We start from the raw sequence: 22,120 nt of genomic DNA on the forward strand, positions 1-22,120 counted from the left end.
TATATTTACTTTATCTTCATTAGCCACATTGTTATCAAACACATGATCTGAGTTATAATTTCCTTTTTCATCATACTCTTCAACCAAAGGGGCGAATTTGAGTTGCATCCTATCTTTATTGTCGAGAATCATTTGTGCGGAAACGTTCAGGTATTGAACGGCATCTATACCGCTTTGTATATTGTTTTCAAGCTCTGTTTTGATGTTCTGTGCATTATGATAAATTTCGTTTAGTTGATGTTTTTGTCGCTCTTGAAATACAATAATACTGGATATTAAAAGCAAAAACAGCGCTATTTTTACAAATAATTCGACCCTATTTATTTTATTCATACTGATATTCCCAGCTTGATCCCCGTGACTTTACTCTTTTTTTCAATCGTATCCATTATCTTTTAAAATTTTCGGTGTTATACCCAATTTTATATCCTAACATGTTTATAGTCATATAGCAGTCTATTTCTTGTCACTATTATGTGACCGAGATATGACCGTACAATACAAATATGACTAGTATCAAAGTTAGGTAAATTTACCAAAATATTTGGACTGCTTTTTGCTACTCTCTTTATAACTAGAATTATAAGGAGTGCAAATGCAGGTCAAATCGAACAGTTCGTATCCGTTCTCAAATCCTTTTGGAGCCTCCTCCTATTCCCCTCCCCCCTCGTTTAAAGATATTTCTCAATCGGGCGAAGTCGATCAGATTAAAAACGATTACAGCATGATTTCTCAAGAGCTGAACCCCTCGGAAAGAAAGCTTTACAATACCCTAATCTCTGCCGAAAACTACCAAGCCGCCAAAGGGATCGTAACGGTCGGATTTATGCGTGCGGCAGGTATTTATCACGACAGCAACGGAGATACTCTCTCAGGCGAATCGCTCTCGCAGGATTTGAGCAAACTCTATCCGCCGACTTCACAAGAAGAGCAAAAATCGCTTACAGCACTGCAAGAGTATCTTAGAGCCAACCCATCTGCTATGGCTATGAATCAAGAACGACGGGGCAATCTACTCGATCTTAGAATCTAACTTTTATCACCGATATACCCGTCTTCTTTTTTCAGATCCCGCCGCATCGTCTCTCGAACATAATCCATCCCGTTATAAAACTCCCGCATCATCACCGAAAACAGATAGGAGCCTCGCGCACTCACTTTGCCACCATGAACTCTTCCAAAAAGTTTCAAGAAGAGCGTTTCCATCCACAAATGCTCACGATCTGGCGAGAGACCAAACAACTCCACCATCATCCGATATTGACGAATGGCACGTTTCGGAAACGCCAGAGAATGCGTAATCGGCAGTCGTTTATGGGTTAACGCGTCTGCGTACTCTGGAAGCGAAAAGGTATTGGCATAGAGGGTATCGCCGATAAAACTGAATGCACCGCTCCCGATCCCGACATATTCGCTCCGCTCGATCACATACTCATCGATAATCCCCTCGTCTGCTAGCGACCATGCCCAAGATGAACGTTGAGTATAAACGGCACCCATCCGCTCCAAAATGATACGGTAGAGTTTCGCTTCCTGCGTATCGCTCAGAATTCCCCACCGCTGGTTCAGAGATTCCCGAATCCCCGGTGCGTACATCAGCGGATAAAAGGTCACTTGAGGGGGACGAAGGGTGAGGATCGTATCGATCTCACAGTGCAGTGCCTCTTCGCTCTGGTTCGGATAGTTGTAGATCATATCGATGTTGACAATCGGGAAAAGGGGGATCGCTTTTTTGACCTTCGTATACTGCTCAAGGCTAGAGCCGAATTTTTTGTACCGCCCTATCTGTTTGAGGGTCTCATCATCAAAGCTCTGAATCCCGATGGAGAGACGGTCGATTTTCCCCCGCAAATATTCATCCTCCAGATCGGATAGATGCTGAGGATCGCTCTCGCATGAGACTTCCCGAATCTCAAACAACGATTTTGCCAAATCGATCGTCTCAGCGAGTTCTCGCGGCAGTATCGTCGTCGTCCCCCCTCCGAAATAGATCGAATCAAACCGATACCCCAGCGCGTGAACCATCCGCATCTCCTGATGAAGCAGTTCAAAATAGCGCCGTGCACTCGGCTCATCAAAGCGGAACTTATGAAAAGAGCAATACGGGCAGAGCGTCAGACAAAAAGGGATATGGATATACAAAAGACGCGGTGTTTGATCCGCTGAAGGAGGTAAGCTTTTTTGGGTGGGGCGGAGGTGAAGATACTTTTTCACCGCCCGCTGCATCGTTACGGACGCGATTTTCTCAACCCATCCAAACTCTATTGTAGAGAGGTCGCTCTCTTGGGTCATGGAGATTATCTCCTTACTTCAGACTCTTGATCGTACGAAGCTGCTGTTTAATTTTTTTGATGTACACGATGGAAGTCGTATTATTGGCATCCACATCCAATACCGATTGAAAAATAGCAAGCGCACTCTCCATCTCTTGCTTATTGTAATACGAAATCCCTTTAGAAATCAGTTCAGGGATACTCTGCGCGTATTTTTTGGTTGCCGTATCGAGTATTAGTTGCCCCTCTTTGTTGTTCGGCTCCGCTTCTAAAACTTTTGTGGCATATTTCATCGCCAAACGGTAGTCTTTTTGTTCCAACGCATTTTGCGCCGATTTTACCCTTTTTTGCCCCTCTTGTTTGAGGCTGATCTGATCGATATACCGTTGTACCATCGGTTCATTCGGATAGATTTGCGCTAAGAGTCCGAACTTCTCCAGTGCCTCATCGTATTTTTGGTTCTCAAAAAGAGCAACCGCTTTACCCAGCTGAGCTTTGCGCTGATTGGCAATCATCTCCTCGGCTTTGAGAACGAGCGGGTTGGAATCATCGTATTGGGCGAGGACATCATGCGCTAGGTTTAACGATTTGAGGGCGAGGGGATTTTGGATATTTTTCTTTAGCTTCGTATCCAAATCAGCTTCCAGCGACAAAAGCAATACGCGAATCTCTTTCTCTTTTTTCAGCTTCTCGTACTGCTCTTTCCCGTCTTTGTATTTGGGATCACAGTGGATCATACGGTTAAACTCGATCAGAGCCTGCTTTTTGTCGCTCTCCCGAAATCTCATCCCCCTCTCATAGTAATAGGCACTTCTCTCTTCCGCTTTTTCGGCAATGCGCTTAATACGGTTTAGAGGGATCACCGCCCTCCCCTCGTAAAAATTGACCGCCTCAAAATCTTCAACCGCCGCCGCATAATACCCTTGTGCATAGTGAATTTCCCCTTGTTCACTGCGACGGATAATCTCGTCATGAACACTGTTGTAAACCGTCCGTTTCTGCTCTGGGGTAAAGGTAGAGGGGAAAAAGATACCGCCGCAACCGCTTAGCGTAAATGCGACCAAAAGAAGAATGAACTGAAATGCTCTCATTGCTTGGCACCGTCTATGGTGATTCCTACCACCGAAACAGGTTTGTAAAGCCCTTTAATACTGATCTCATGCGCAGGTTTGAAATCGCATTCAAGCGTTGACATCAGACACGTCTGTTCTTCGATCAAAATCTGTCCCGATTCCGCACTGGAACACAGACGGGCGGCAAGATTGACCTCTGAGCCGATCGAGGTAAAATCCATCCGATCATGCGAACCGATATTACCGACAATCACCTCTCCGTAGTTTATCCCGATACCGACACTACGAACCGTGTTATCTTGCTCTTTTCGTAGTGCATTGGCTTCGGCGATAGCGATTTGGATCGCGATAGCGCATTCTATCGCGCGATTGATCCCCTCTTCGCCGCTAAAGGATGCCATGATTTCATCTCCGATATATTTATCAATATCGCCCCCGAAACTCTTGATGATCTGCGATTGGAGATCGAGATAAAAATTGATGATTTCGACCACTTCATCCGGTTTTTTCTTGGTACTCATCGCGGTAAAACCCCGAATATCGGAGAACAAAAAGGTCAAACTTCGATACTCCCCGCCTAAAATACGGTGTTTTTCCGAATCTTCTTGGATCATGTCCATCGTCGAATCCGAGACGAATTTTTGCATTTTATCCCGTTCTCTAAGCCCCCGTACCATACGGTTAAAGCGATGTGCCAGCTCCTCAATCTCATCATTCGTATGGATGGAGAGTTCGACATCCAACTGACCGTTGGCAACCTCCGTCGCCGCATCGGCAATCCTCAAAATCGGTCGAGTAAAAAAAGTACCGGCGAAATAGACCACGATGATCGTCAGGATGATAATCATGATCGCGATAAGGACCGAAATATTGATCACCTCCTGCACCACTTTGTTGATCGAATCTTTGTTGTATTTGAGTATCGCTACCCCAAGCACAATCGGCTTGCCCTGAAAACGGTAAATGATAGGATGGATAAAACGGAAAAACTGCGGGGTTTCATCGATAATGATTTTTTGATGGGTCGGTTGTGCGAGAATAGCGAGAATCTTTTGATCGTTCAGGGCACTTTGAGACCCTTTTTTAAATCCTGCCATGTATTCATAATCTGAACCGCGAGCCGATTTTTGGTGGAGATAGATAGAGACATCCATCAACCCCTCAATGTTGGAGTCATGGATATTTTTGATCATCTCTTTGAGATTGATCTCATTTTCTTTACTTCTCTCCAACAGAGCCTGCGTCGAGAAATCGGAGATCTGTTCCAACGATGTAGCGGCAACGTCGAACGCTTTTTTTTCGATGGAGGCTTTGGTCAGCTGAATAATAAAAAAGCTTAGAACCGTCACCGTCAAAACAATAAGGGCAGAAGCAAACCCGATCAGTTTTAGCTTTATTCCGCCTTTTTTGAGTAAAAAATCTATTCGCGTATTCATCGTAATCCTCAACTATCTATGAAATACTACCCAATTATCCTATTCGTTTTTATTATTTATAATTCTTAATATAAATCGCTATACTTTCACTACTTTTTTCAAAGACAGCACCATGACCTTAGACGATTTGAACCTTCATCTTAAAAACGCTTCTGTGACGCTTACCCATGAATATACCCGTTTGTTTCACGGTCGGGGTAATACCTATAGTGCATATCGTTTTCTAACCGTCGACAGCGTAGACAAAGTGCTTTTTGCCGTGTTGTTTGAATCGAGTGAGGAAGAAGAGGCGATTGTCTCTATGTTGTGTGATTTTTACCGTGCTATGGGGAGATGGGAGGCATTGGTCGTTCAACAGCGCTACCTTATCTCAGCACCATCGGCTGTAGTCGCAGGAGAACTCCCGCAGGAGTGTTTTGCGATAGAGAATACTCTCAAATACCGTATCAACTTTCTAAATGCCCAAAATATCGGATTCTTCCCCGATATGAAGCTCGGACGCTCATTTGTCCGTGAACATGCCAAAGGGAAAAACGTCCTAAACCTCTTCTCCTACACCTGCTCGTTTTCCGTTGTCGCGATGGATGCGGGAGCGCATAGCGTTGTCAATGTCGATATGAACAAAAATGTCCTCACGATAGGGAGAGAAAATCACCGTCTCAATACCCTTGAGACCAAAAACGTGGAGTTCATGCCCTACAACATCCTCAAATCATGGAGCCGTATCCGCAAAAGCGGTCCCTATGATCTCATCATCATCGATCCCCCCAGCTTTCAAAAAGGCTCTTTTGCCGCAACAAGCGATTATGAGAAGATTATAAGACGGATCCATGAGTTTGCGGCGCAGGAGTGTATCGTCCTCTCAGCGCTCAATGCCCCCGAACTGGAGTGCGAATTTATCAAAGCCCTATTTCGTGAAAATGCACCTGAATTTGAGTATATCGAGAGATTGAAGAATTTGGAGAGCTTCCCCGAAATCGAGGAAGAGCGAAGCTTGAAGAATCTGGTTTTTAAGAGAGTCTACAAAGTAGGATAATCCACATATCCTTCTTCACCCTGCGTATAAAACGTATCAGGGTTCGGGGTATTTAACGGTGCGTTTTCCGCAAACCGTTCAATAAGGTCGGGATTGGCTAAAAAGAGCGATCCAAATGCCACGGCGTCCGCCAATCCGTTTTGGATCGTTGCATGTCCTCTCTCCTGCGTATAGCCGCCGTTCGTAATCAGAACACCTTTATAGGCTTTTCGTAAAACACTTAGATCAACGACATTTGCCCCATGACGTATATCCCCCTCCAACGCGTCGATAATATGCAGATATGCCAGATTGTACGAGTTAAGTTTTTCACAGACATAGGTAAAATGGCTTTGGGGATCGGAATCTTTCATATCGTTAAACGTACCGCTGGGAGCGAGGCGAACTCCTGTTTTATCTGAACCGATAGCGTCACAGATACCTTCGATAATCTCAAATAAAAATCGTCCCCGATTCTCAATAGAACCTCCGTAGGCATCTTCTCGCTGATTGGTTCCATCCCGTAAAAACTGATCGATCAGATACCCATTCGCCCCGTGTATTTCTACCCCGTCAAATCCGGCTTCTATCGCATTTATGGCACCCTTGACATAATCGTGCACAATACTTTTAATCTCATCCGCTGTAAGAGCATGAGGGGTAACAAACTCCTTCATCCCCTCAGGGGTGTATATCTTTCCCGCGGGCTTAATAGCGGAGGGGGCGACAGGAAGTTCACCGTTATGAAACGCTGGATGAGAAATGCGCCCTACATGCCAAAGCTGTAAAAAAATTTTCCCACCCTCATCATGTACCGCCTTGGTTACTTTTTTCCACCCCTCTACCTGCTCAGAGGTATGAATACCGGGGGTATGCGGATAGCCGATCCCCCGCGTCGAAATCTGAGTCGCTTCTGTGATGATAAGTCCTGCGGAAGCTCTTTGGGCATAGTAATGTGCCATCATATCATTGGGGACATTCCCCTCAGAACTTCGACACCGGGTCATCGGTGCCATAAAGATTCGATTCTTCAAATGGTAATTACCGATTTTTATAGGAGAGAACAGATTCATGACACACTCCTCATACAAAATTATGAGGTCATTGTCCCACAATACAATTTATAGGATAATGAATAATATGGTGTAATTTTAAAATAAAATAAAACAGCGTTCGCTCTTCGTGAAAATGGACCTGAATTTGAGTATGTCGAAAGATTGAAGAATTTGATTTTTAATAGTCATTTTCATCTTTGATCGTAAAATTTGCAAATGCACCTTCGACACTCATCGTATTTTTATACTTTGTAGCCGTTAATCTAACCGCTTTCGTCGCCAAATTACAAACGGCGATACGAAAATTAGATCCCATAAATGGTTCCACAATACAGACAATATTGCCATCTACTTCACGCGTAGCATGTATGATCCCTTGTAAATTTCGAAAAAAATACTTAGGATAGCTTAGAGGAGTTATTTCGACAACCTCAGCATACCTTTTCTTATCCAACGTACTAGCAATGGTCATAGCATCATCAAAATTATCGAACTGTATACACCAATCATCAAATATTTTATTAAAATGATTTAAATCTTCATCCAAAAAACCCCCTGCCGGAGATTGTAAAGCGTAGATACTCATAACTATTTTGACGCAATCTTCATCGCCAATTTACGGGCGAACGGAAATACGAGCAAAATCGTGGGAAAGGCGATAGCATACGCCACCAACCACGCATGGAACCATATCCCGATAAATCCCTTGACCAACCCCAGATTGATAAGGGTAATCGCCCCCGACATGATAAAGCTCATAAAACCCGAAAGCAAAGCCGCTTGCACCTGATGCAAATATTTGACTGAAATCATATTTATCCCTTATTTACTACTACATGCAATCGTAATATTGTTATCCCGTGCATACTCTACGCCCCACTCTATCATCTGATTGAGGATAGGACGCAATGCTTCACCGTGCGAAGTGAGGCTATATTCCACTTTCGGCGGCACTTGTTCATAGATAACACGGCTTACCAGTCCGTTGTCCTCCATCTCCCGCAACTGCTGTGTGAGCATCTTTTGGGTAATGCGGGGCATTAGACGGAGCATTTCACCGTTACGGAGCACTTTTTTATCGAGCAGATGCCAGAGTATCAACCCTTTCCACTTCCCTCCGATCACCTCCATGGTGAGTTCAAACGGACAATTAAAGCGTGATTCATCAATCATTAATAGTTACCTTTTAGTATGTATAGTACTTTTTAGTACGTTCTTGACACTATTTACTGTATACTATAAAATCTCACCTGATAAAACCCTAAAGGAGCCTTTAAATGCGAAACGATTTTGAAAAAGCGATGCACTTCCGTCATGCCTGCAAACTGTTCGATACAACTAAACCGATGAGTAATGAGGATTTGACCTTTATCCTCGAAGCGGGACGCCTCAGCCCCAGTTCGTTCGGGGTGGAGCAATGGCAGTTTTTCGTCATCCGCGATAGCGCAATGCGTGAAGCGATCCAAGCCGTAGCGTGGAATCAGCCACAAATCACCACCTCCTCCGAACTGATCGCGATTGCCTATAAAAAGAATGTCCGCAGTACCGATGCGTATATCCAAAACGAATTTGCGAAATTCCACTATCCCGATGCACTGCTCGGAATGTACGCGGGATTCGTCGATCCTCGCAGTGATGAAGTGTTGGAGTGCTGGTCATCCCGTCAAGTGTATATCGCGGCGGCAAATATGATGAGCGCTGCGGCATCGATCGGGATCGATTCGTGTCCGATGGAGGGGTTTGATCGGGATGCGGTAGAGAAAATCATGGGGATTGATACGGAGGTTTACGGAGTTCCGTTACTCATTCCGTTCGGATACCGCGTCAATGAACAACCGCCGCTTCACCGCTCGGAGCTTTCTGAACTCGTTAGCTTTCTTTAAATAAATTTCAACAGGGACGTATCGAATAGCGTCCCTGCAACTTTTGAACCTCAAGAGACGTATTAAATACAACCGATCAGTTTAATTAGACTCGATTTCCCTGAACAGGAAAACGCAAGGACACCTATTGCCCCAGAGCGAAAACGTTGGAGAGGGTATTGATGTAGTTGAAATATCCGGTAATCGCAACCGCTTCCACGATTTGAACGTCGGAGTATCCTAACGCTTTGAGTGCGTCGATCTCCTCTTTTAGGATTTTATAGTTATCTTTTTTGGATGCTTTAATACAGAAATTGAGGAGCGCTTTTTCGGCATCGCTTGTCGTAATAGACTCTACTCCGCTAAGCACCTCTTCGATCCGCTGTTCGGAGAGTCCGAGCATTTTTGCGATCCCTTTATGGACGTCGACACACATTTTACAGCCGTTCTCTTTTGAGATCAAAAGGGCAATCGATTCTTTGATTTCATAAGAGAGATGTGTTTGATCGAGCAAAAAACGCTGAACCATTCCATCCGTTGCGAAATAGATATTTTCATCCAATGCCAACAGTTTAAAAATCTCGCCGAGTTTACCGGTTTTTTCCATAATGGGGCGAGCTTTCTCCTGTACAGAGGGGGACATTGCTTCAAATTCACTCAATGCTATGTGTGCCATTGTAATCCTTATAAGGTATTTAAAGTTTATTGTACTTTCTTTACCATACGAACCCGATTACATCTGCTCGTTTATATACGCATACTCTTCATCGCTAAAAATTCTCGATCTCGTGATAAACTGAAAGCCAAGATCAATCTCTAACGAAAATGAGTTTCCAAACGCACTTTTTTCCTCTTTGACATCGATAATAATCTGTGAATGTCTAAAATATTCAAATTGGTCTTTGTCGATAAAAAACTCACATCCGCATATCTCGCCGAGTTTGACATTTCTGCTGGGGACATAAAAATCACTTTTTTCGTAGCACATCGGAGCTGTCCCGTCGCAACATCCGCCGCTTTGGTTAAAAACCAATTCGCCGTTTGCTTGTTTCAATTGTTCTATGACCTCAGCGGCTTTGGGTGTAACCGATAATCGCTCTATATTCATTGTGTCACCTCTTGCGGGATCAAAACGATTTTGACCCCGTTCATGTTTTCAACTATCGATTAAAAAAATCCCATAGCGCTTTTGTTGTAAGAGGTCAAAATATTTTTCGTGTGACGGTAGGAGTTCAACATCATCATGTGCGTCTCTCTGCCGAGCCCCGATTTTTTGTATCCGCCGAACGATGCGTGTGATGGGTACATGTGATAGCAGTTCACCCAAACACGTCCCGCTTCGATCCCGCGGCTGATTTTATGCAGCTGATGAGCATCGCGTGACCATACGCCAGAACCCAACCCGTAGATGGTATCGTTGGCGATTGCCAATGCTTCGTCTTCATCTTTGAACGTCGTAACGGCGAGAACCGGTCCGAAAATCTCTTCTTGGAAGATTCTCATTTTATTGTGACCTTTGAATACGGTCGGTTTGATATAGAACCCGTTCGGATAGGTTTCAGATTCATAGACATCTCCGCCGATGAGACATTCAGCCCCCTCTTCTTGACCGATTTTAATGTATTCGAGAATTTTCTCTTTTTGATTGAGCGAACATTGAGCCCCCATCATGTTGGAAACATCCAACGGATTTCCGAGTTTGATCGCTTCCATGCGTTCCAAAACACGTTTCATAAACGGCTCATAGATCGACTCTTGGATCAATGCGCGTGAGGGACACGTACACACTTCACCGGAGTTAAATGCGAAAAGGATCAACCCCTCGATCGCTTTGTCAAAGAACTCATCATCAGCATCCATGATCGATTCAAAGAAGATATTCGGAGATTTACCGCCCAATTCCAACGTCGTAGGGATGATATTCTCGGTCGCATACTGCATGATCAACTGACCCGTTGTGGTCTCACCGGTAAACCCGACTTTTTTAACATGAGGATGGGTTGAGAGGTATTTACCGATTTTCCCGCCGGCACCGTTGATGATATTTACAACCCCTTTTGGGAGAACATCTTGAATCGCTTCCATCAACAATAGAATCGACATAGGGGTAGCCGATGCCGGTTTCATGACGATACAGTTACCCGCCGCCAATGCCGGAGCCAACTTCCATGCCGCCATCAATAACGGGAAATTCCACGGGATAATTTGAGCGACAACTCCGTAAGGCTCGTAAATCTCTTGTGAAATCGTTGTTTCATCAATATCGGCAACGCTTCCCGATTCGGCTCGGATGACCGATGCAAAATATCGGAAATGATCCACTACCAAAGGAATATCGGCATAGAGTGTCTCACGGATCGTTTTACCGTTATCCAACGTCTCGGCAATCGCCAATTTTTCCAGATTCGCTTCGATCGCATCGGCAACTTTATTGAGCATAATACTTCGCTCAACGACGGATGTATGTTTGTATGATTCGAACGCTTTATTTGCCGCTTCGATTGCCATTTCAACATCGGCTTCATTCGATCTTGGAATTTTTGTTAAAACTTCACCGTCAACAGGAGAGATATTCTCGAAATATTCACCACTATTGGGAGCTACCCACTCTCCACCAATAAAATTCTCGTATTGAGCTTTGTATGTCGGTTTTGCGTATGCCATTTTTTTTCCTTTGATTCAAATATGTGAAGAAAGTTGACGGACTCTTCTTCCGGCAATTTTTTTCTCTGGCAACACTCTATAATAGTTTTATAGCTTGAATATAGCAAAAGTATTTGCAGTAGCCATAAAATAATATTTTGAATTTATCATGTTAGAATGACACCATGAAAACGTACAACTTTGTGTATCAAAACAATCACTTTCACGATAGTATTGACTATTCGCTGTTTGAGGATAAAGAGAATATCCTCATCCAAGTGTTTTGCGGTCAAAACGAAAGTGCCCTAGAGTACATTACCACGACATTGATGGAGAACATACCCCAAGCGATCTGTATCGGAACCACAACGGACGGAGAGATAAAAGACAAAAAAGTCTCCACCCTGAAAACCGTCATCTCCATCTCGGTTTTTGATAAAACGTTTATCAAATCATCGATCAAAACCGATTCGGACTCTTTTAAAAACGGTTACGATATTGCCCAAGAGATCGTTACCGATACGACGAAACTCATCATCACCTTTACCGATGCCACGACGACCAACGGCGAAGAGTATCTAAACGGAATATCATCGTATAACAACGAAATCATGGTGTGCGGCGGGATGGCGGGAGATAACGGGGTCTTTAAACAGACCTCCATATCCTGCGGAAAAGAGGTTATATCACACGGTGCGGTAGCGGTCTCTCTCAACTCGGAGATATTACAAGTCACGAATGATTATAAATACGATTGGTCTCCCATAGGGATAGAACATACGATCGATAAAATCGAGGGGAACCGCATCTATGAAATCTCAGGGATGAGGGCTATCGATTTTTATGAAAAATATTTAGGAGACAGCGATTCTCATACCGAGTTTCCCCTGATCGTTGAGCGAAACGGTATCTCGGTGGCACGCGCCGTTTTAACCCGCTATCCCGACGGTTCGCTAGGATGCGGCGGAAATCTCTACAAAGGCGATAGAGTCCGATTGGGATTTGCGAATGCCGAAATGATCATGAAAAAACCGTTTGAATATCTGAAAAACATCAACAACTACCCTGCTGAGACTTTTTTTATCTATTCGTGTATGGCACGACGCCGATACATGCAAAACCTCATCAAAGTCGAAATTGAACCCTTCGCCCGAATCGCCCCAACGTGCGGGTTTTTCACCTATGCGGAGTTTTTTCACACCAACAAAAGAAACCAACTGATGAATCAGACGATTACGTTAGTCGGTTTGAGCGAAAACCCCGATACCAAAAAAGAGTTACCGCGTACACACTCCTATCTTGTCAATCACAATGACACCTCCTATGCCAAGACGATTCAAGCCCTGACAAACCTGATCCAGCAAAGTGCAAATGACCAGAATGAGCAATCAAAAGCGTTGGAAGAGCAGATAGAGTATTCAGAAAACCTTCTCAAAAATCAAAAACTTTTTCTACGACACGCCGTACATGAGACCAATACCCCCCTCTCCGTTATCATGAGCAATATCGATCTGCATGAAATGGAGCATGAAAAAAGCATTTACCTCGAAAATATCGAAGTGGCGATGAAAAACATCTTCTCCATCTACGACGATTTGAGCTATTTGGTCAAAAAAGACCAAGTAGAATACAAAGTTTATGCCATCGATTTAATCGATTTTGTGAGAAACCGAATCTATTTTTTCAAGAACGTCGCCAATCAGGTAAAATCGGAGTTTGTATTTGATACCAACCGAAAAGAGATGTTTATCCACTTCAGTGAAACGAAACTTCAACGCATCATTGATAATACCCTAACCAATGCGATCAAATACACGTTTGAGGGGGAACCGATCAAAGTGACCCTGAAAAAAACACCCAAAGGGATAACGTTCTCGGTATCAAGCCACTCCAAAAGGATCCAATATCCCGAAAAGATATTTGAGGAGTATTATCGAGAAGAAAAATCCAAAGACGGCTTTGGTCTGGGATTAAATCTGGTCAAACGGATTTGCGAGGAAGAAGGGGTGCAGATTTCACTTAAATCCGATTCGGATACCACCTGTTTCTCCTATTTATTTAAAGGGTGCTAATGAAAATATTACTTCTCGAAGATGATATTATGCTCAATCGAGCGATCAAACACTATCTAGAATCAACCGGACACATGGTGATCTCTACGATAGACGGAAACGGATGTTTAGAGACCTTATCAAAGGAGAAATTCGATCTTCTGGTTTTTGACATCAACGTACCCGATGTGGACGGACTCAGTATTTTAGAAAAACTGCATGAACAAAAAAAGATGGTTCCGACTATCTTTATATCGGCGCTCATCGACATCGAAGATATTACACGGGCGTTTGATATTGGGTGCCACGATTATTTGAAAAAACCGTTTCATCTCAAAGAGCTGACCCTTCGGATCAATAAAATCCTAAAAACCAGACAAGTGCCTCAAGTGCATAAACGATTATCCGCATCGTATAGTTATGACTCTGAAAACATGGTTTTGTATTTTGATAACGAGCCGCAGATTTTACCGAAGAAACATATTCAGATTATCGATTTACTCTCCGCCAATAGAAGTTTGATCTGCCATTACGATATGTTTCGAGACTATGTTTGGAATGACGATGAGATTGATAATGCAACCATCAGAGCAGAAGTTAATCGAGTGAAAAAAGCTCTAAAAGAGGACTTTATTATCAACATCCGAGGGATCGGATACATGGTCAAAAGACCGAACTAATAGAACGCTCATACGTTCGGACGTATCGAATAGCGGCATTGCTTATCGGCTCTTGCATATACACCCGTTCTCATGATCATCTACCATTCCGCATGCTTGCATAAATGCGTAAATCGTTGTCGATCCGATAAATTTAAACCCTCTTTTTTTCAGTTCTTTCGTAATCGCGTCCGATATATCAGATGTACATGCCGCATTTTTGTAATCGGGTACATTATTGATCACCGGATTACCGCCCACTTTGCTCCAAAAATAATTATCCAGAGAACCAAACTCTTTTTTTATTTGAAGAAAACCCCGTGCATTCGTGATAATCGCTTCGATCTTCGGACGACTTTTGATCACCCCTCCGCTCTCCAAGATACGTTCTATATCACGATCACCGTACGAAGAGACTTTGTCTATATCAAACTCATCAAACGCGTTTCGATACCCCTGACGCTTTTTAAGCACGGTTAACCAGCTTAATCCCGCAGATTGTGTTTCCAAACTAAAGAGTTCAAAAATATCTCGGTCATTATGCAGCGGCTTGCCCCACTCATCATCGTGATAGGCAACATAGATCGGATCGGTTAATTTGACCCATCCGCAACGTGAAACAGACATGATGATCTCCCCTTTTTAGATGATAAAAATCATAGCATAAATGCTTCAACGGCTGTTTTTTATGGCAGAATGAAATAAATATGAGATATACCGTTCTTTAGTATATACTTGAGCTATGAAAAATTTTGTCCATACCATCATGACTCCCCTCGGAAATCTTGTGGCTAGTGCCGATGATGAGTTCATAACCTCACTCGATTTCACCGATGAACCTATGAATACCCAGAACTCCGACCATCCTCTTCTTCTTTGTTTGGAAAAGGAGTTACAGGAATATTTTGCAGGAAAACGACGTGACTTTACCCTCCCGCTTGCGCCGAAAGGGACACCGTTTCAAAAAGGAGTTTGGGATACGTTACGCACTATCCCTTATGGAGACACAATCTCTTATGCAAAAGAAGCCGAACGCTTCGGAAATCCTAAAGCCGTCCGTGCCGTCGGAAGTGCTAACGGTCGCAATCCGATTGCTATCCTCATCCCCTGCCACCGTGTAATCGCATCGGATGGGACACTCGGAGGATATAGCGGAGGGATAGAGAAAAAAAAGTTTTTATTGCAGTTGGAGAAAGAAACCCTCTCGGGGAGAGTATTAATGTAAATTGTAATCCTTTTGGGTAGTTAACGTTTATTGTATTTTCTTTGCTATACAAACCCGATTGCGTCCGCTCTCTTTTGCCTCGTACAATGCCGTATCGGCCTGATTTAATAACGCATCAATCTCAGTAAAACCCCCTCCGGCCGCTACCACTCCAAACGATGCGGTAAACTTCGGCTGCGCTCCCTCTAGTTTGATCTGACCTTCAGAAATCGCAATGCGTAAGCGTTCAGCAACATGGTGTGCTTCCTCTGCATCGGTTTGCGGCAACAATATCGCGAACTCTTCCCCGCCGATCCGCCCAATAATATCAATCTCTCGCAAAATAGTACGACAAATATCGGCTATTTTTTGGAGTACCAAATCGCCGACACTGTGTCCATAGGTGTCGTTGATTTTTTTGAAATAATCGATGTCGAACATGATGAGAGAAAGTTCCCCTCCGTAACGATGGCGGCGAGAGAGTTCTTCCTCTGCTTGTTCGATGAAATAACGCCGATTGCCCAATCCCGTCAAATAGTCCGAGTAGGCTCGATGTTCCAATTCGCTGCGCGCATTCCTATTTTCTATAGCGATTGCCGCCAGATTCGCCGCAAATTTAATCCGTTCAATATCACTCTCTTCAGGTGTGGTCGGTTTTTTATGATAGATAGCAAACGTCCCCAAAACCTTCCCCTCAGACGAGATGATCGGTTCCGACCAACATGATCCTAAACCGGCTTGCGCGGCTAAGGGTGCATAAGGCTTCCAGTATTCATGACTCATAATATCTTCGACGATGACCCGCTTTCCGATAAAAGCCGCCGTTCCACACGATCCCACACCCATTCCGATCGCAACCCCGTCAATTGCTTCGTTGTAAAACTCAGGAAGACTCAGCGCCGCTCCGCTGTGCAAATGTTTCCCTTCCTCATCCAACAACAAAATACTGCACAGAGCATCGGTATCCTCAGACTCAATAGTATGGACTATCGTATGGAGTATTTCAGACAATGGTGAGCCTTTTGCCACCATTTCGAGCATCTCATCATGGGCACGGTTCCGCCGTTCACTTTGCCAGTGTGCGGTCATATCGCTGAAGCTCACCAGACGTTTGTCCCCAACCCACGAAACACGAACAACGATATGACGCTCACTCCCATCCTTGCAAGTAATATTTCCTTCCAGTTCAGGAGGAGTCGTGCCGTTCTCATACGCCGTTATGACAGACTTATACCACGGGATAAGAATACTTTCTCTGTAGTTTGCATCAGGGTACGCTTTGAGATACCATGTATCGATAGTGGGTATATCTTCCAACACATAACCGAACAATTTTGTAAATTGATGATTAATATATTCAATCTTTCCATCGAGAGTTGACCAACCGATCCCGATAGGAGAAGAGTCCAATAGATCTTCCAGTTGTACCCGTTTTTCGGTACTCTTATTGAGGTTATGTTCCATGATACTCTCACGCAAGCGTGCGAGACCGCTGGCGGCTAACATCTGCGCCATCCCAACCATACAGTCCATCAGTGCTTCCATCTGCTCTTTTGCGACGATGGGAACGGCACGAATCGCGTCTATGTACTCAGCTTCATCATAACCGACCTCTACGGCTCGTTGGCGAAAAAAGTCCATATCCGGCGTTTCGCTCAATACCTGCCCTAAAAACAGCGTTGCCAAGCGGCGACCTTCGATAACCACAGGCGTTGCATAATCGATCAGACCGTTTTTACACTTGGCGCAAGCGACCTCACCCTCATGCAAACTTTGCATAAGCTCGATATTGCTCTCTTGACACTGCTGATTGGTTTGCGCATTTACTCGATGAAACAGTGCACAGGCATTTGTCCATCCGATTTGAGATAGAAGCTCACCGTCTTCGGCGACAAGACCGTTAGGAATTCCCGTCGCCTTGTACAAGCTCTCCATCAACCGTTCAAATGCAACAATATCGACAAGATCACTAAACTTGTGGTTGTGCCCAATATCCGTCACATTCTCTCCTGATTTTCAATGTGTTATTATACTATTATACCGTTGTTATCGTCATAAAATAGTCTATTTTTGGCCATTTTCGTATGACCCAAATATGACTGAAATGACGTCATCGCCATCCTCGAAAGTTTATCCCTTCACTGTTTTCTTCATATTAAACAGCATCACCGCCACAAATGCCATCAAACATCCGATAAGCGTCGAGATTGCCAACGTCTCGCCGTACACGACCCAACTCGAGAGAATCGCCCCCACAGGGACGATAAACATAAATACCCCCGTTCGGTGCGCCCCGACTTTCCCCGCCGATACGAAATAAAGCGCCGTGCTAAACGTCCCCGGAATCACCCCGATAAAGAGGATTGTCCACCAAAATACCGCATCATACGCCCCGAAATCGAACGGACGGTGAGGCAGAGCAAAAAGCATATTGATAAACGTCGTGATACCGAAAACGACCAAGGTATAAAACATCAGATGTGCACGCGCCGCCGCTTTTTGAGAGACAACCGTGACCAACGCCCACACAACCGCACAACCGAGGAAATAGGCACTATCAACACTCAAGAACGCAAACCCCTCGAACGGGACACGAAGCAGTATCAGCGCCCCGAAAATACCGATGGAGAGTGCCCCGATTTGGCGCATTGAGACCGTGGTTCCCAAAAAGAGTATCGAGAGGAGATAGGTGATGATCGGCGCAAGCGACGTAACCATCGTCCCCCCATAACCCGCATCGCCGTGTGAAAGCCCCGCGAAAAAGAGATAGTTAAACAGCGAGGTCAACACCCCCGCGATCACCATATACATCAATCCAGCTCTATCGGTTGTGAGCGGTGTTTTCATAAACCAAATCACGGGGATAATACTGATAAACGAGATCGCATAACGCCAAAAAGCGGCAACTTGGGCATTGGAGTGTTCCGCCGCAACTTTCCCCGCCGTCCACGCAAACCCCCAAAAGAGCATCGCGATAATCATTAAAACAATGTACTTGTTCGTATTTTTGGTATTATCCATGTTTGTAACTCTCGATGTAACTGATCAAACATTCCACACAATCGAGATAGTCTTGAGTCTCTCCCGACGCTTTCGCCGCCAAAATTGCCCCCTCCAAAGCAGAGGTAGTAAAAAGGGCGAGTTTAGCCGTATCGCAAGAGCGTAATTCACCGACACTGACGGCTTTATCGAAAATGATTTTGACGCTTTGACGAAACTTTGCGTATATCTCCTTCATCACCATATTAAAATCTTCATCGATATTGGACATCTCCTGAACGATGTTTGCGACCGGACATCCGCGACGAAAATCTCGTTGTTTAATATCTCGCAAACCCTCAAAAAAATGTGCTAGATAATCTCTATCTCCTCTGGCTATTGCCAAATAACGGGTTGCGAACCGCTCTGCAATCTTCTCTTTTATCGCGGAGAGTGCCATCTCTTTTTTGTTGGGGAAAAAGTGGTACATCGACCCCTTGTGCACTCCCGCATTGGCGAGTATATCGGCGAGTGCCGCACCTTGATAGCCGTGTGAATAGACCTCTTCATAGGCAGCGTCAATCAGTTTTTGTCTTGTATTTTGTTCCATATTGAAATTATAACACACTACTTGACTATTCGGTCAAATCGTTTTATAATGGCACTTGACCAAACAGTCAACATCATCCAAAAAGGATCTCTCATGCCACTCATTCACACCATAGCACCATCCGAATCAACCGGTGAATTAGCGAAACTCTACAAACTCATCGAAGCAATGCGCGGGAGTGTCGGGAACAATGCACAGCTTTTCAGTGTCAGCCCTGAGTTATTGCGTCAGCAGATGGATTTCATCCGATTTTACATGAACCACCCTACTCTGTCTATGCCGCTTCTCGCCGCTATCCGCATCATGGTTTCGAGTGGCGAAGAGTGCCAGTTTTGTATTGATTACAATACGGGGATGTTGATAAATCTAGCGGGATGGACGTTCGATCAGGTCACCGCTATGCGAAACGATCCGAATACCGCAAATCTCCCTGAACGTGAAATTGCGATGCTCAACCTCGCGATCAAAGCGATACGTAATGCCCACGGTGTTAGCGCAAATGATCTCGATACGTTGCGGGAGATGGGATGGAGTGATAGTGATATTCTCGATGCGATAAACCATGCGACGCGGATGTTGGCAACCGATATTATTTTTAATACCTTCAAAATAGAGAATAACGGATGAATCGCAGAGATGCACTCAAAATAGCGGCACTGCTTGCCGCGAACGGTGTCATCGCCGATACGGTTCCAAGCATAAGTCCAAGCGTTAAAAAAAGAGCTTTGCTCGTTATCGATGTCCAAAACGAATATTTTACGGGGTTTCTCCCCGTGACCTATCCGCACAACAGCACCTCCAACATCGTCGCGGCGATTCAAGCGGCAAGCGATACGCATATCCCCATCGTCATGGTGCAGCATACCTCAAAAGCGAAAGCGTTCGTCAAAGGGACACATGGGTGGGAGTTGCACGAGAGCGTAAAAAATGCTAAAACGGCGCACACGATCCAGAAAACGATGGCGAGTTCGTTCGTCGGCACCGATCTGGAAGCGTGGCTCCGTAAAAACGGGATCGACACCGTCGTTATCAGTGGCTATATGACGCAACACTGCTGTGATACGACGGCACGATACGCTCATCATTTGGGTTTTAACGTCGAGTTTTTATCGGATGCGACAGGGACGCTTGCATTTGAGAATGCAGTGGGAAAGACTACCGCAGAAGAGTTACATCGTGCCACCCTTGTGGAGCAATCATTTCGATTTAGTACGGTTATGAGTACGCGAGAGTGGGTTGAATCTATAAAAGCCTAAAGGAGTGAGTAAAAATTTTGTTATGTATGATGCTATTCGAGCATCTTTTTAATTTTTACAGCTTTTTCAAAATGGTCTAGTTTATTTGTTAAAATCCACCACTCTGCAACTTCCATTAATAACTCTGGGTCATCATTTTTATTTGCAAAAAATGCATAAAATGATAATCCTACATTTGAACCTTTTGTCTCAATTCTTTTATTGCAAACTTCAATAATTTTACGTTTAAATGATTCTCTCATTTATTTCCTTATTATGAATATATCTATTAACCGATATTACTATTTTTCGCTCTTAAAACCCTCGATATGCTACAATCCTATCATGATTTTTAGACACGCCACCCACAACGACATCCCTACCATAACCGTTCTCATTAACCGTTCCTATCGCGGGGATAGCTCCCGCGCGGGATGGACGACCGAGGCGGATCTCCTCAGCGGTAAACGGATCGATGAGGAGGGATTGACACAACTACTGAATGATCCCGAATCTCTGATTTTAATCGCTCAGTCTGAGGATAGGGTCTTCGCCACCATCCATGCGCATCATGAAAACGAGAGCGTCCATTTCGGGTTGTTTGCCGTTGAGCCTTCGCTACAAGGTGGGGGGATCGGTAAAGAGCTGTTAGCGTACGCCGAATCCGAAGCGATCCGCAAATGGGAAGTTAGTACCGCCATCATGGAGGTCATTACCCAGCGTAGTGAATTGATCGAGTATTACGAGCGCAGAGGGTATGTGAGAACGGGTGAGATGATCGCGTTTCCTGAGTCTGATTTATGGAAAAGACTCACCCCTTATCTCTCTTTAGAAATCCTCTCAAAAAATCTAGTATAACTCCGATTTATCCTCACTCTGTTGATTCGAAGAACTCAAAATTTGTTCTAAAAAACCTATCTCTGCAATCCCTGATTTTTGCTCATCCTGACGAAGCGCCTGAATTTGCTCCAACATCTCACTGCTCATCAGCATTTCGCTCTCTTTCCCCTTTTTCTCTTCCTCCGCCTTTTGTGCTTCCATCATCTCTTCGATAAGCTGTTTTTTATAATCGCTCACCATTTTGTTAATATCCATCGGAATTTCGGGGTTCTTCTCTTTTTCTTTGAGTAGTTTGGCACGATACTCTTCGACGAGGGCTTTGATTTTCTCTTCGTCAAGCTCTTTGAGGAAAACGGCGGCACCTTTGGTGCGCAAGTCATTTTTAAACTTGGTCAGTTCGCTATCTTCGGCATTGATCTCATCGCGTGTTTTGTACTCTTGTGTCGGATAAAACTGTGCGATCAATGCCGCATAATCTTGATCGATACTCTCATCATTTGTGATGCCGGGTAACACATTGAGTGACGTATTGGTAACAGAGGCTACATTCATGATAATCTCCAAACGTGATTTAAGTATTCATGACAAGCAAAAATCGTTCTCTTATGTGATAAAATTTAGCATTACAATAAAAGGGATACCATGCGTCTATTACCAATCATTTCGGCTCTTTTAATCGCGGGAAGTTCTTCGCTATTTGCCGACAACTTCACCCTCAAAAGTGATAACCTGCTAGGTCAGCTCACCAAAACTCAGGAATTTTCAGGGTTTGGATGTGACGGAAAAAACATCTCTCCTGAACTGCATTGGAGCGATGCCCCTAAGGGGACAAAAAGCTTTGCGGTAACAGTGTATGATCCTGATGCACCGACGGGAAGCGGATGGTGGCATTGGGTTGTTTTTAATATCCCATCCTCCGTGAGATCGATTCCTGAAAACTTTGGGGACACGACGAAAAAGCAACCCATCAGTGCAACCCAAAGTATTACTGATTTCGGCAAAGCAGGATTTGGGGGAGCTTGCCCGCCAAAAGGAGACAGAGCACATCGCTATATGTTTACCGTCCATGCCCTTGATGTCGATCATCTGGAGTTGGACGAAAAAGCGTCACCAGCATTGGTGGGATATATGCTCGGAATGCATACGATAGCCAAATCGACTCTGGTATCGTATTACGGACGATAA

27 protein-coding genes are annotated in these 22,120 nt (G+C 44.3%); 10 read left to right on the forward strand and 17 right to left on the reverse strand.

What is annotated here, in order from left to right; all coding sequences use genetic code 11:
• The coding region (locus VFW36_RS08900; protein ID WP_329658459.1) for a hypothetical protein at positions 1-333 on the reverse strand (333 nt) is incomplete at its 3' end.
• 262 nt (positions 334-595) lie between these two features.
• On the opposite strand from VFW36_RS08900, the gene VFW36_RS08905 reads away from it, so the two are divergent.
• Positions 596-1,033 carry a hypothetical protein gene (locus VFW36_RS08905; protein WP_329658460.1) on the forward strand — a complete coding sequence of 146 codons (438 nt, stop codon included), beginning with the start codon at positions 596-598 and terminating at the stop codon, positions 1,031-1,033.
• Here VFW36_RS08905 and VFW36_RS08910 read toward each other — a convergent pair.
• From VFW36_RS08910 to VFW36_RS08920, 3 genes are read right to left on the reverse strand one after another with little or no spacing between them, the layout of a single operon-like run.
• A complete protein-coding gene (locus VFW36_RS08910; protein WP_329658461.1) occupies positions 1,030-2,292 on the reverse strand; it encodes a coproporphyrinogen III oxidase family protein in 1,263 nt (420 codons plus the stop codon). The two genes, VFW36_RS08905 and VFW36_RS08910, sit on opposite strands and share 4 nt — an antisense overlap.
• Before the next feature lie 13 nt (positions 2,293-2,305).
• Entirely contained in the window at positions 2,306-3,364 is a 1,059-nt protein-coding gene (locus tag VFW36_RS08915; RefSeq protein ID WP_329658462.1) for a hypothetical protein, read from the reverse strand.
• On the reverse strand, positions 3,361-4,782 hold the full coding sequence (locus VFW36_RS08920; RefSeq protein WP_329658463.1) for an adenylate/guanylate cyclase domain-containing protein: 1,422 nt from the start codon (positions 4,780-4,782) through the stop codon (positions 3,361-3,363). Before VFW36_RS08920 ends, VFW36_RS08915 begins: the two co-directional genes overlap by 4 nt.
• A 112-nt stretch (positions 4,783-4,894) precedes the next feature.
• Here VFW36_RS08920 and VFW36_RS08925 point away from each other — a divergent pair, with 112 nt between their 5' ends.
• Complete coding sequence (locus VFW36_RS08925) at positions 4,895-5,818, forward strand: class I SAM-dependent methyltransferase (protein WP_329658464.1); 924 nt, start codon at positions 4,895-4,897, stop codon at positions 5,816-5,818.
• Here VFW36_RS08925 and VFW36_RS08930 read toward each other — a convergent pair.
• The 4 genes from VFW36_RS08930 to VFW36_RS08945 all read right to left on the reverse strand — a co-directional run bounded on the left by VFW36_RS08930 (position 5,803) and on the right by VFW36_RS08945 (position 8,025).
• Entirely contained in the window at positions 5,803-6,870 is a 1,068-nt protein-coding gene (locus VFW36_RS08930) for an alkene reductase (protein ID WP_329658465.1), read from the reverse strand. The genes VFW36_RS08925 and VFW36_RS08930 overlap by 16 nt on opposite strands.
• Before the next feature lie 160 nt (positions 6,871-7,030).
• The gene (locus tag VFW36_RS08935; protein ID WP_329658466.1) at positions 7,031-7,438 is read right to left on the reverse strand and encodes a hypothetical protein; all 408 of its coding nucleotides are present in this window, start codon (positions 7,436-7,438) and stop codon (positions 7,031-7,033) included.
• Positions 7,439-7,440: 2 nt separating this feature from the next.
• Positions 7,441-7,665: a DUF2798 domain-containing protein gene (locus VFW36_RS08940; protein ID WP_329658467.1), complete on the reverse strand. Its 225-nt coding sequence runs from the start codon at positions 7,663-7,665 to the stop codon at positions 7,441-7,443.
• Positions 7,666-7,674: 9 nt separating this feature from the next.
• Complete coding sequence (locus tag VFW36_RS08945) at positions 7,675-8,025, reverse strand: helix-turn-helix domain-containing protein (RefSeq protein WP_329658468.1); 351 nt, start codon at positions 8,023-8,025, stop codon at positions 7,675-7,677.
• A 104-nt stretch (positions 8,026-8,129) separates the two neighbouring features.
• Between VFW36_RS08945 and VFW36_RS08950 the strand changes: the two genes are divergently transcribed.
• On the forward strand, positions 8,130-8,735 hold the full coding sequence (locus VFW36_RS08950) for an NAD(P)H-dependent oxidoreductase (protein ID WP_329658469.1): 606 nt from the start codon (positions 8,130-8,132) through the stop codon (positions 8,733-8,735).
• A 124-nt stretch (positions 8,736-8,859) separates the two neighbouring features.
• On the opposite strand, the gene VFW36_RS08955 is transcribed toward VFW36_RS08950, so the two are convergent.
• The 3 genes from VFW36_RS08955 to VFW36_RS08965 are packed head-to-tail and all read right to left on the reverse strand — an operon-like array spanning position 8,860 to position 11,378.
• A complete protein-coding gene (locus tag VFW36_RS08955) occupies positions 8,860-9,390 on the reverse strand; it encodes a carboxymuconolactone decarboxylase family protein (RefSeq protein ID WP_329658470.1) in 531 nt (176 codons plus the stop codon).
• A 57-nt stretch (positions 9,391-9,447) separates the two neighbouring features.
• Positions 9,448-9,822, reverse strand: a complete 375-nt coding sequence (locus VFW36_RS08960) for a DUF779 domain-containing protein (RefSeq protein WP_329658471.1) — start codon at positions 9,820-9,822, stop codon at positions 9,448-9,450.
• A gap of 59 nt (positions 9,823-9,881) precedes the next feature.
• Positions 9,882-11,378, reverse strand: coding sequence for an aldehyde dehydrogenase family protein (locus VFW36_RS08965; RefSeq protein ID WP_329658472.1), 1,497 nt, complete (start codon positions 11,376-11,378; stop codon positions 9,882-9,884).
• Positions 11,379-11,542: 164 nt separating this feature from the next.
• On the opposite strand from VFW36_RS08965, the gene VFW36_RS08970 reads away from it, so the two are divergent.
• Positions 11,543-13,429 (forward strand): FIST N-terminal domain-containing protein, encoded by a 1,887-nt coding sequence (locus tag VFW36_RS08970; protein ID WP_329658473.1) that lies wholly within the window; start codon positions 11,543-11,545, stop codon positions 13,427-13,429.
• A complete protein-coding gene (locus VFW36_RS08975; protein WP_329658474.1) occupies positions 13,429-14,088 on the forward strand; it encodes a response regulator transcription factor in 660 nt (219 codons plus the stop codon). Before VFW36_RS08970 ends, VFW36_RS08975 begins: the two co-directional genes overlap by 1 nt.
• A 42-nt stretch (positions 14,089-14,130) precedes the next feature.
• Here VFW36_RS08975 and VFW36_RS08980 read toward each other — a convergent pair whose 3' ends face one another.
• Positions 14,131-14,694 carry a DNA-3-methyladenine glycosylase I gene (locus VFW36_RS08980; RefSeq protein WP_329658475.1) on the reverse strand — a complete coding sequence of 188 codons (564 nt, stop codon included), beginning with the start codon at positions 14,692-14,694 and terminating at the stop codon, positions 14,131-14,133.
• 115 nt (positions 14,695-14,809) lie between these two features.
• Here VFW36_RS08980 and VFW36_RS08985 point away from each other — a divergent pair, with 115 nt between their 5' ends.
• A complete protein-coding gene (locus VFW36_RS08985; protein ID WP_329658476.1) occupies positions 14,810-15,292 on the forward strand; it encodes a methylated-DNA--[protein]-cysteine S-methyltransferase in 483 nt (160 codons plus the stop codon).
• 27 nt (positions 15,293-15,319) lie between these two features.
• Here the strand turns inward: VFW36_RS08985 and VFW36_RS08990 are convergent, their stop codons facing one another.
• The 3 genes from VFW36_RS08990 to VFW36_RS09000 form a co-directional block, all read right to left on the reverse strand.
• The gene (locus tag VFW36_RS08990) at positions 15,320-17,272 is read right to left on the reverse strand and encodes a diguanylate cyclase (RefSeq protein ID WP_329658477.1); all 1,953 of its coding nucleotides are present in this window, start codon (positions 17,270-17,272) and stop codon (positions 15,320-15,322) included.
• A 129-nt stretch (positions 17,273-17,401) separates the two neighbouring features.
• On the reverse strand, positions 17,402-18,292 hold the full coding sequence (locus VFW36_RS08995; RefSeq protein ID WP_329658478.1) for a DMT family transporter: 891 nt from the start codon (positions 18,290-18,292) through the stop codon (positions 17,402-17,404).
• A complete protein-coding gene (locus tag VFW36_RS09000) occupies positions 18,285-18,860 on the reverse strand; it encodes a TetR/AcrR family transcriptional regulator (protein ID WP_329658479.1) in 576 nt (191 codons plus the stop codon). Before VFW36_RS09000 ends, VFW36_RS08995 begins: the two co-directional genes overlap by 8 nt.
• A gap of 93 nt (positions 18,861-18,953) precedes the next feature.
• Here VFW36_RS09000 and VFW36_RS09005 point away from each other — a divergent pair, with 93 nt between their 5' ends.
• Positions 18,954-19,487 carry a hypothetical protein gene (locus VFW36_RS09005; RefSeq protein WP_329658480.1) on the forward strand — a complete coding sequence of 178 codons (534 nt, stop codon included), beginning with the start codon at positions 18,954-18,956 and terminating at the stop codon, positions 19,485-19,487.
• Entirely contained in the window at positions 19,484-20,116 is a 633-nt protein-coding gene (locus VFW36_RS09010) for a cysteine hydrolase family protein (RefSeq protein WP_329658481.1), read from the forward strand. Before VFW36_RS09005 ends, VFW36_RS09010 begins: the two co-directional genes overlap by 4 nt.
• A 32-nt stretch (positions 20,117-20,148) precedes the next feature.
• Here VFW36_RS09010 and VFW36_RS09015 read toward each other — a convergent pair whose 3' ends face one another.
• Complete coding sequence (locus tag VFW36_RS09015; protein WP_329658482.1) at positions 20,149-20,358, reverse strand: DUF6500 family protein; 210 nt, start codon at positions 20,356-20,358, stop codon at positions 20,149-20,151.
• 82 nt (positions 20,359-20,440) lie between these two features.
• Between VFW36_RS09015 and VFW36_RS09020 the strand changes: the two genes are divergently transcribed.
• Positions 20,441-20,953 carry a GNAT family N-acetyltransferase gene (locus VFW36_RS09020; RefSeq protein WP_329658483.1) on the forward strand — a complete coding sequence of 171 codons (513 nt, stop codon included), beginning with the start codon at positions 20,441-20,443 and terminating at the stop codon, positions 20,951-20,953.
• On the opposite strand, the gene VFW36_RS09025 is transcribed toward VFW36_RS09020, so the two are convergent.
• Positions 20,945-21,487: a hypothetical protein gene (locus VFW36_RS09025; protein WP_329658484.1), complete on the reverse strand. Its 543-nt coding sequence runs from the start codon at positions 21,485-21,487 to the stop codon at positions 20,945-20,947. The genes VFW36_RS09020 and VFW36_RS09025 overlap by 9 nt on opposite strands.
• Positions 21,488-21,577: 90 nt before the next feature.
• On the opposite strand from VFW36_RS09025, the gene VFW36_RS09030 reads away from it, so the two are divergent.
• On the forward strand, positions 21,578-22,120 hold the full coding sequence (locus VFW36_RS09030; protein WP_329658485.1) for a YbhB/YbcL family Raf kinase inhibitor-like protein: 543 nt from the start codon (positions 21,578-21,580) through the stop codon (positions 22,118-22,120).

This window comes from Sulfuricurvum sp. (assembly GCF_036279695.1).
GTDB lineage: Bacteria > Campylobacterota > Campylobacteria > Campylobacterales > Sulfurimonadaceae > Sulfuricurvum.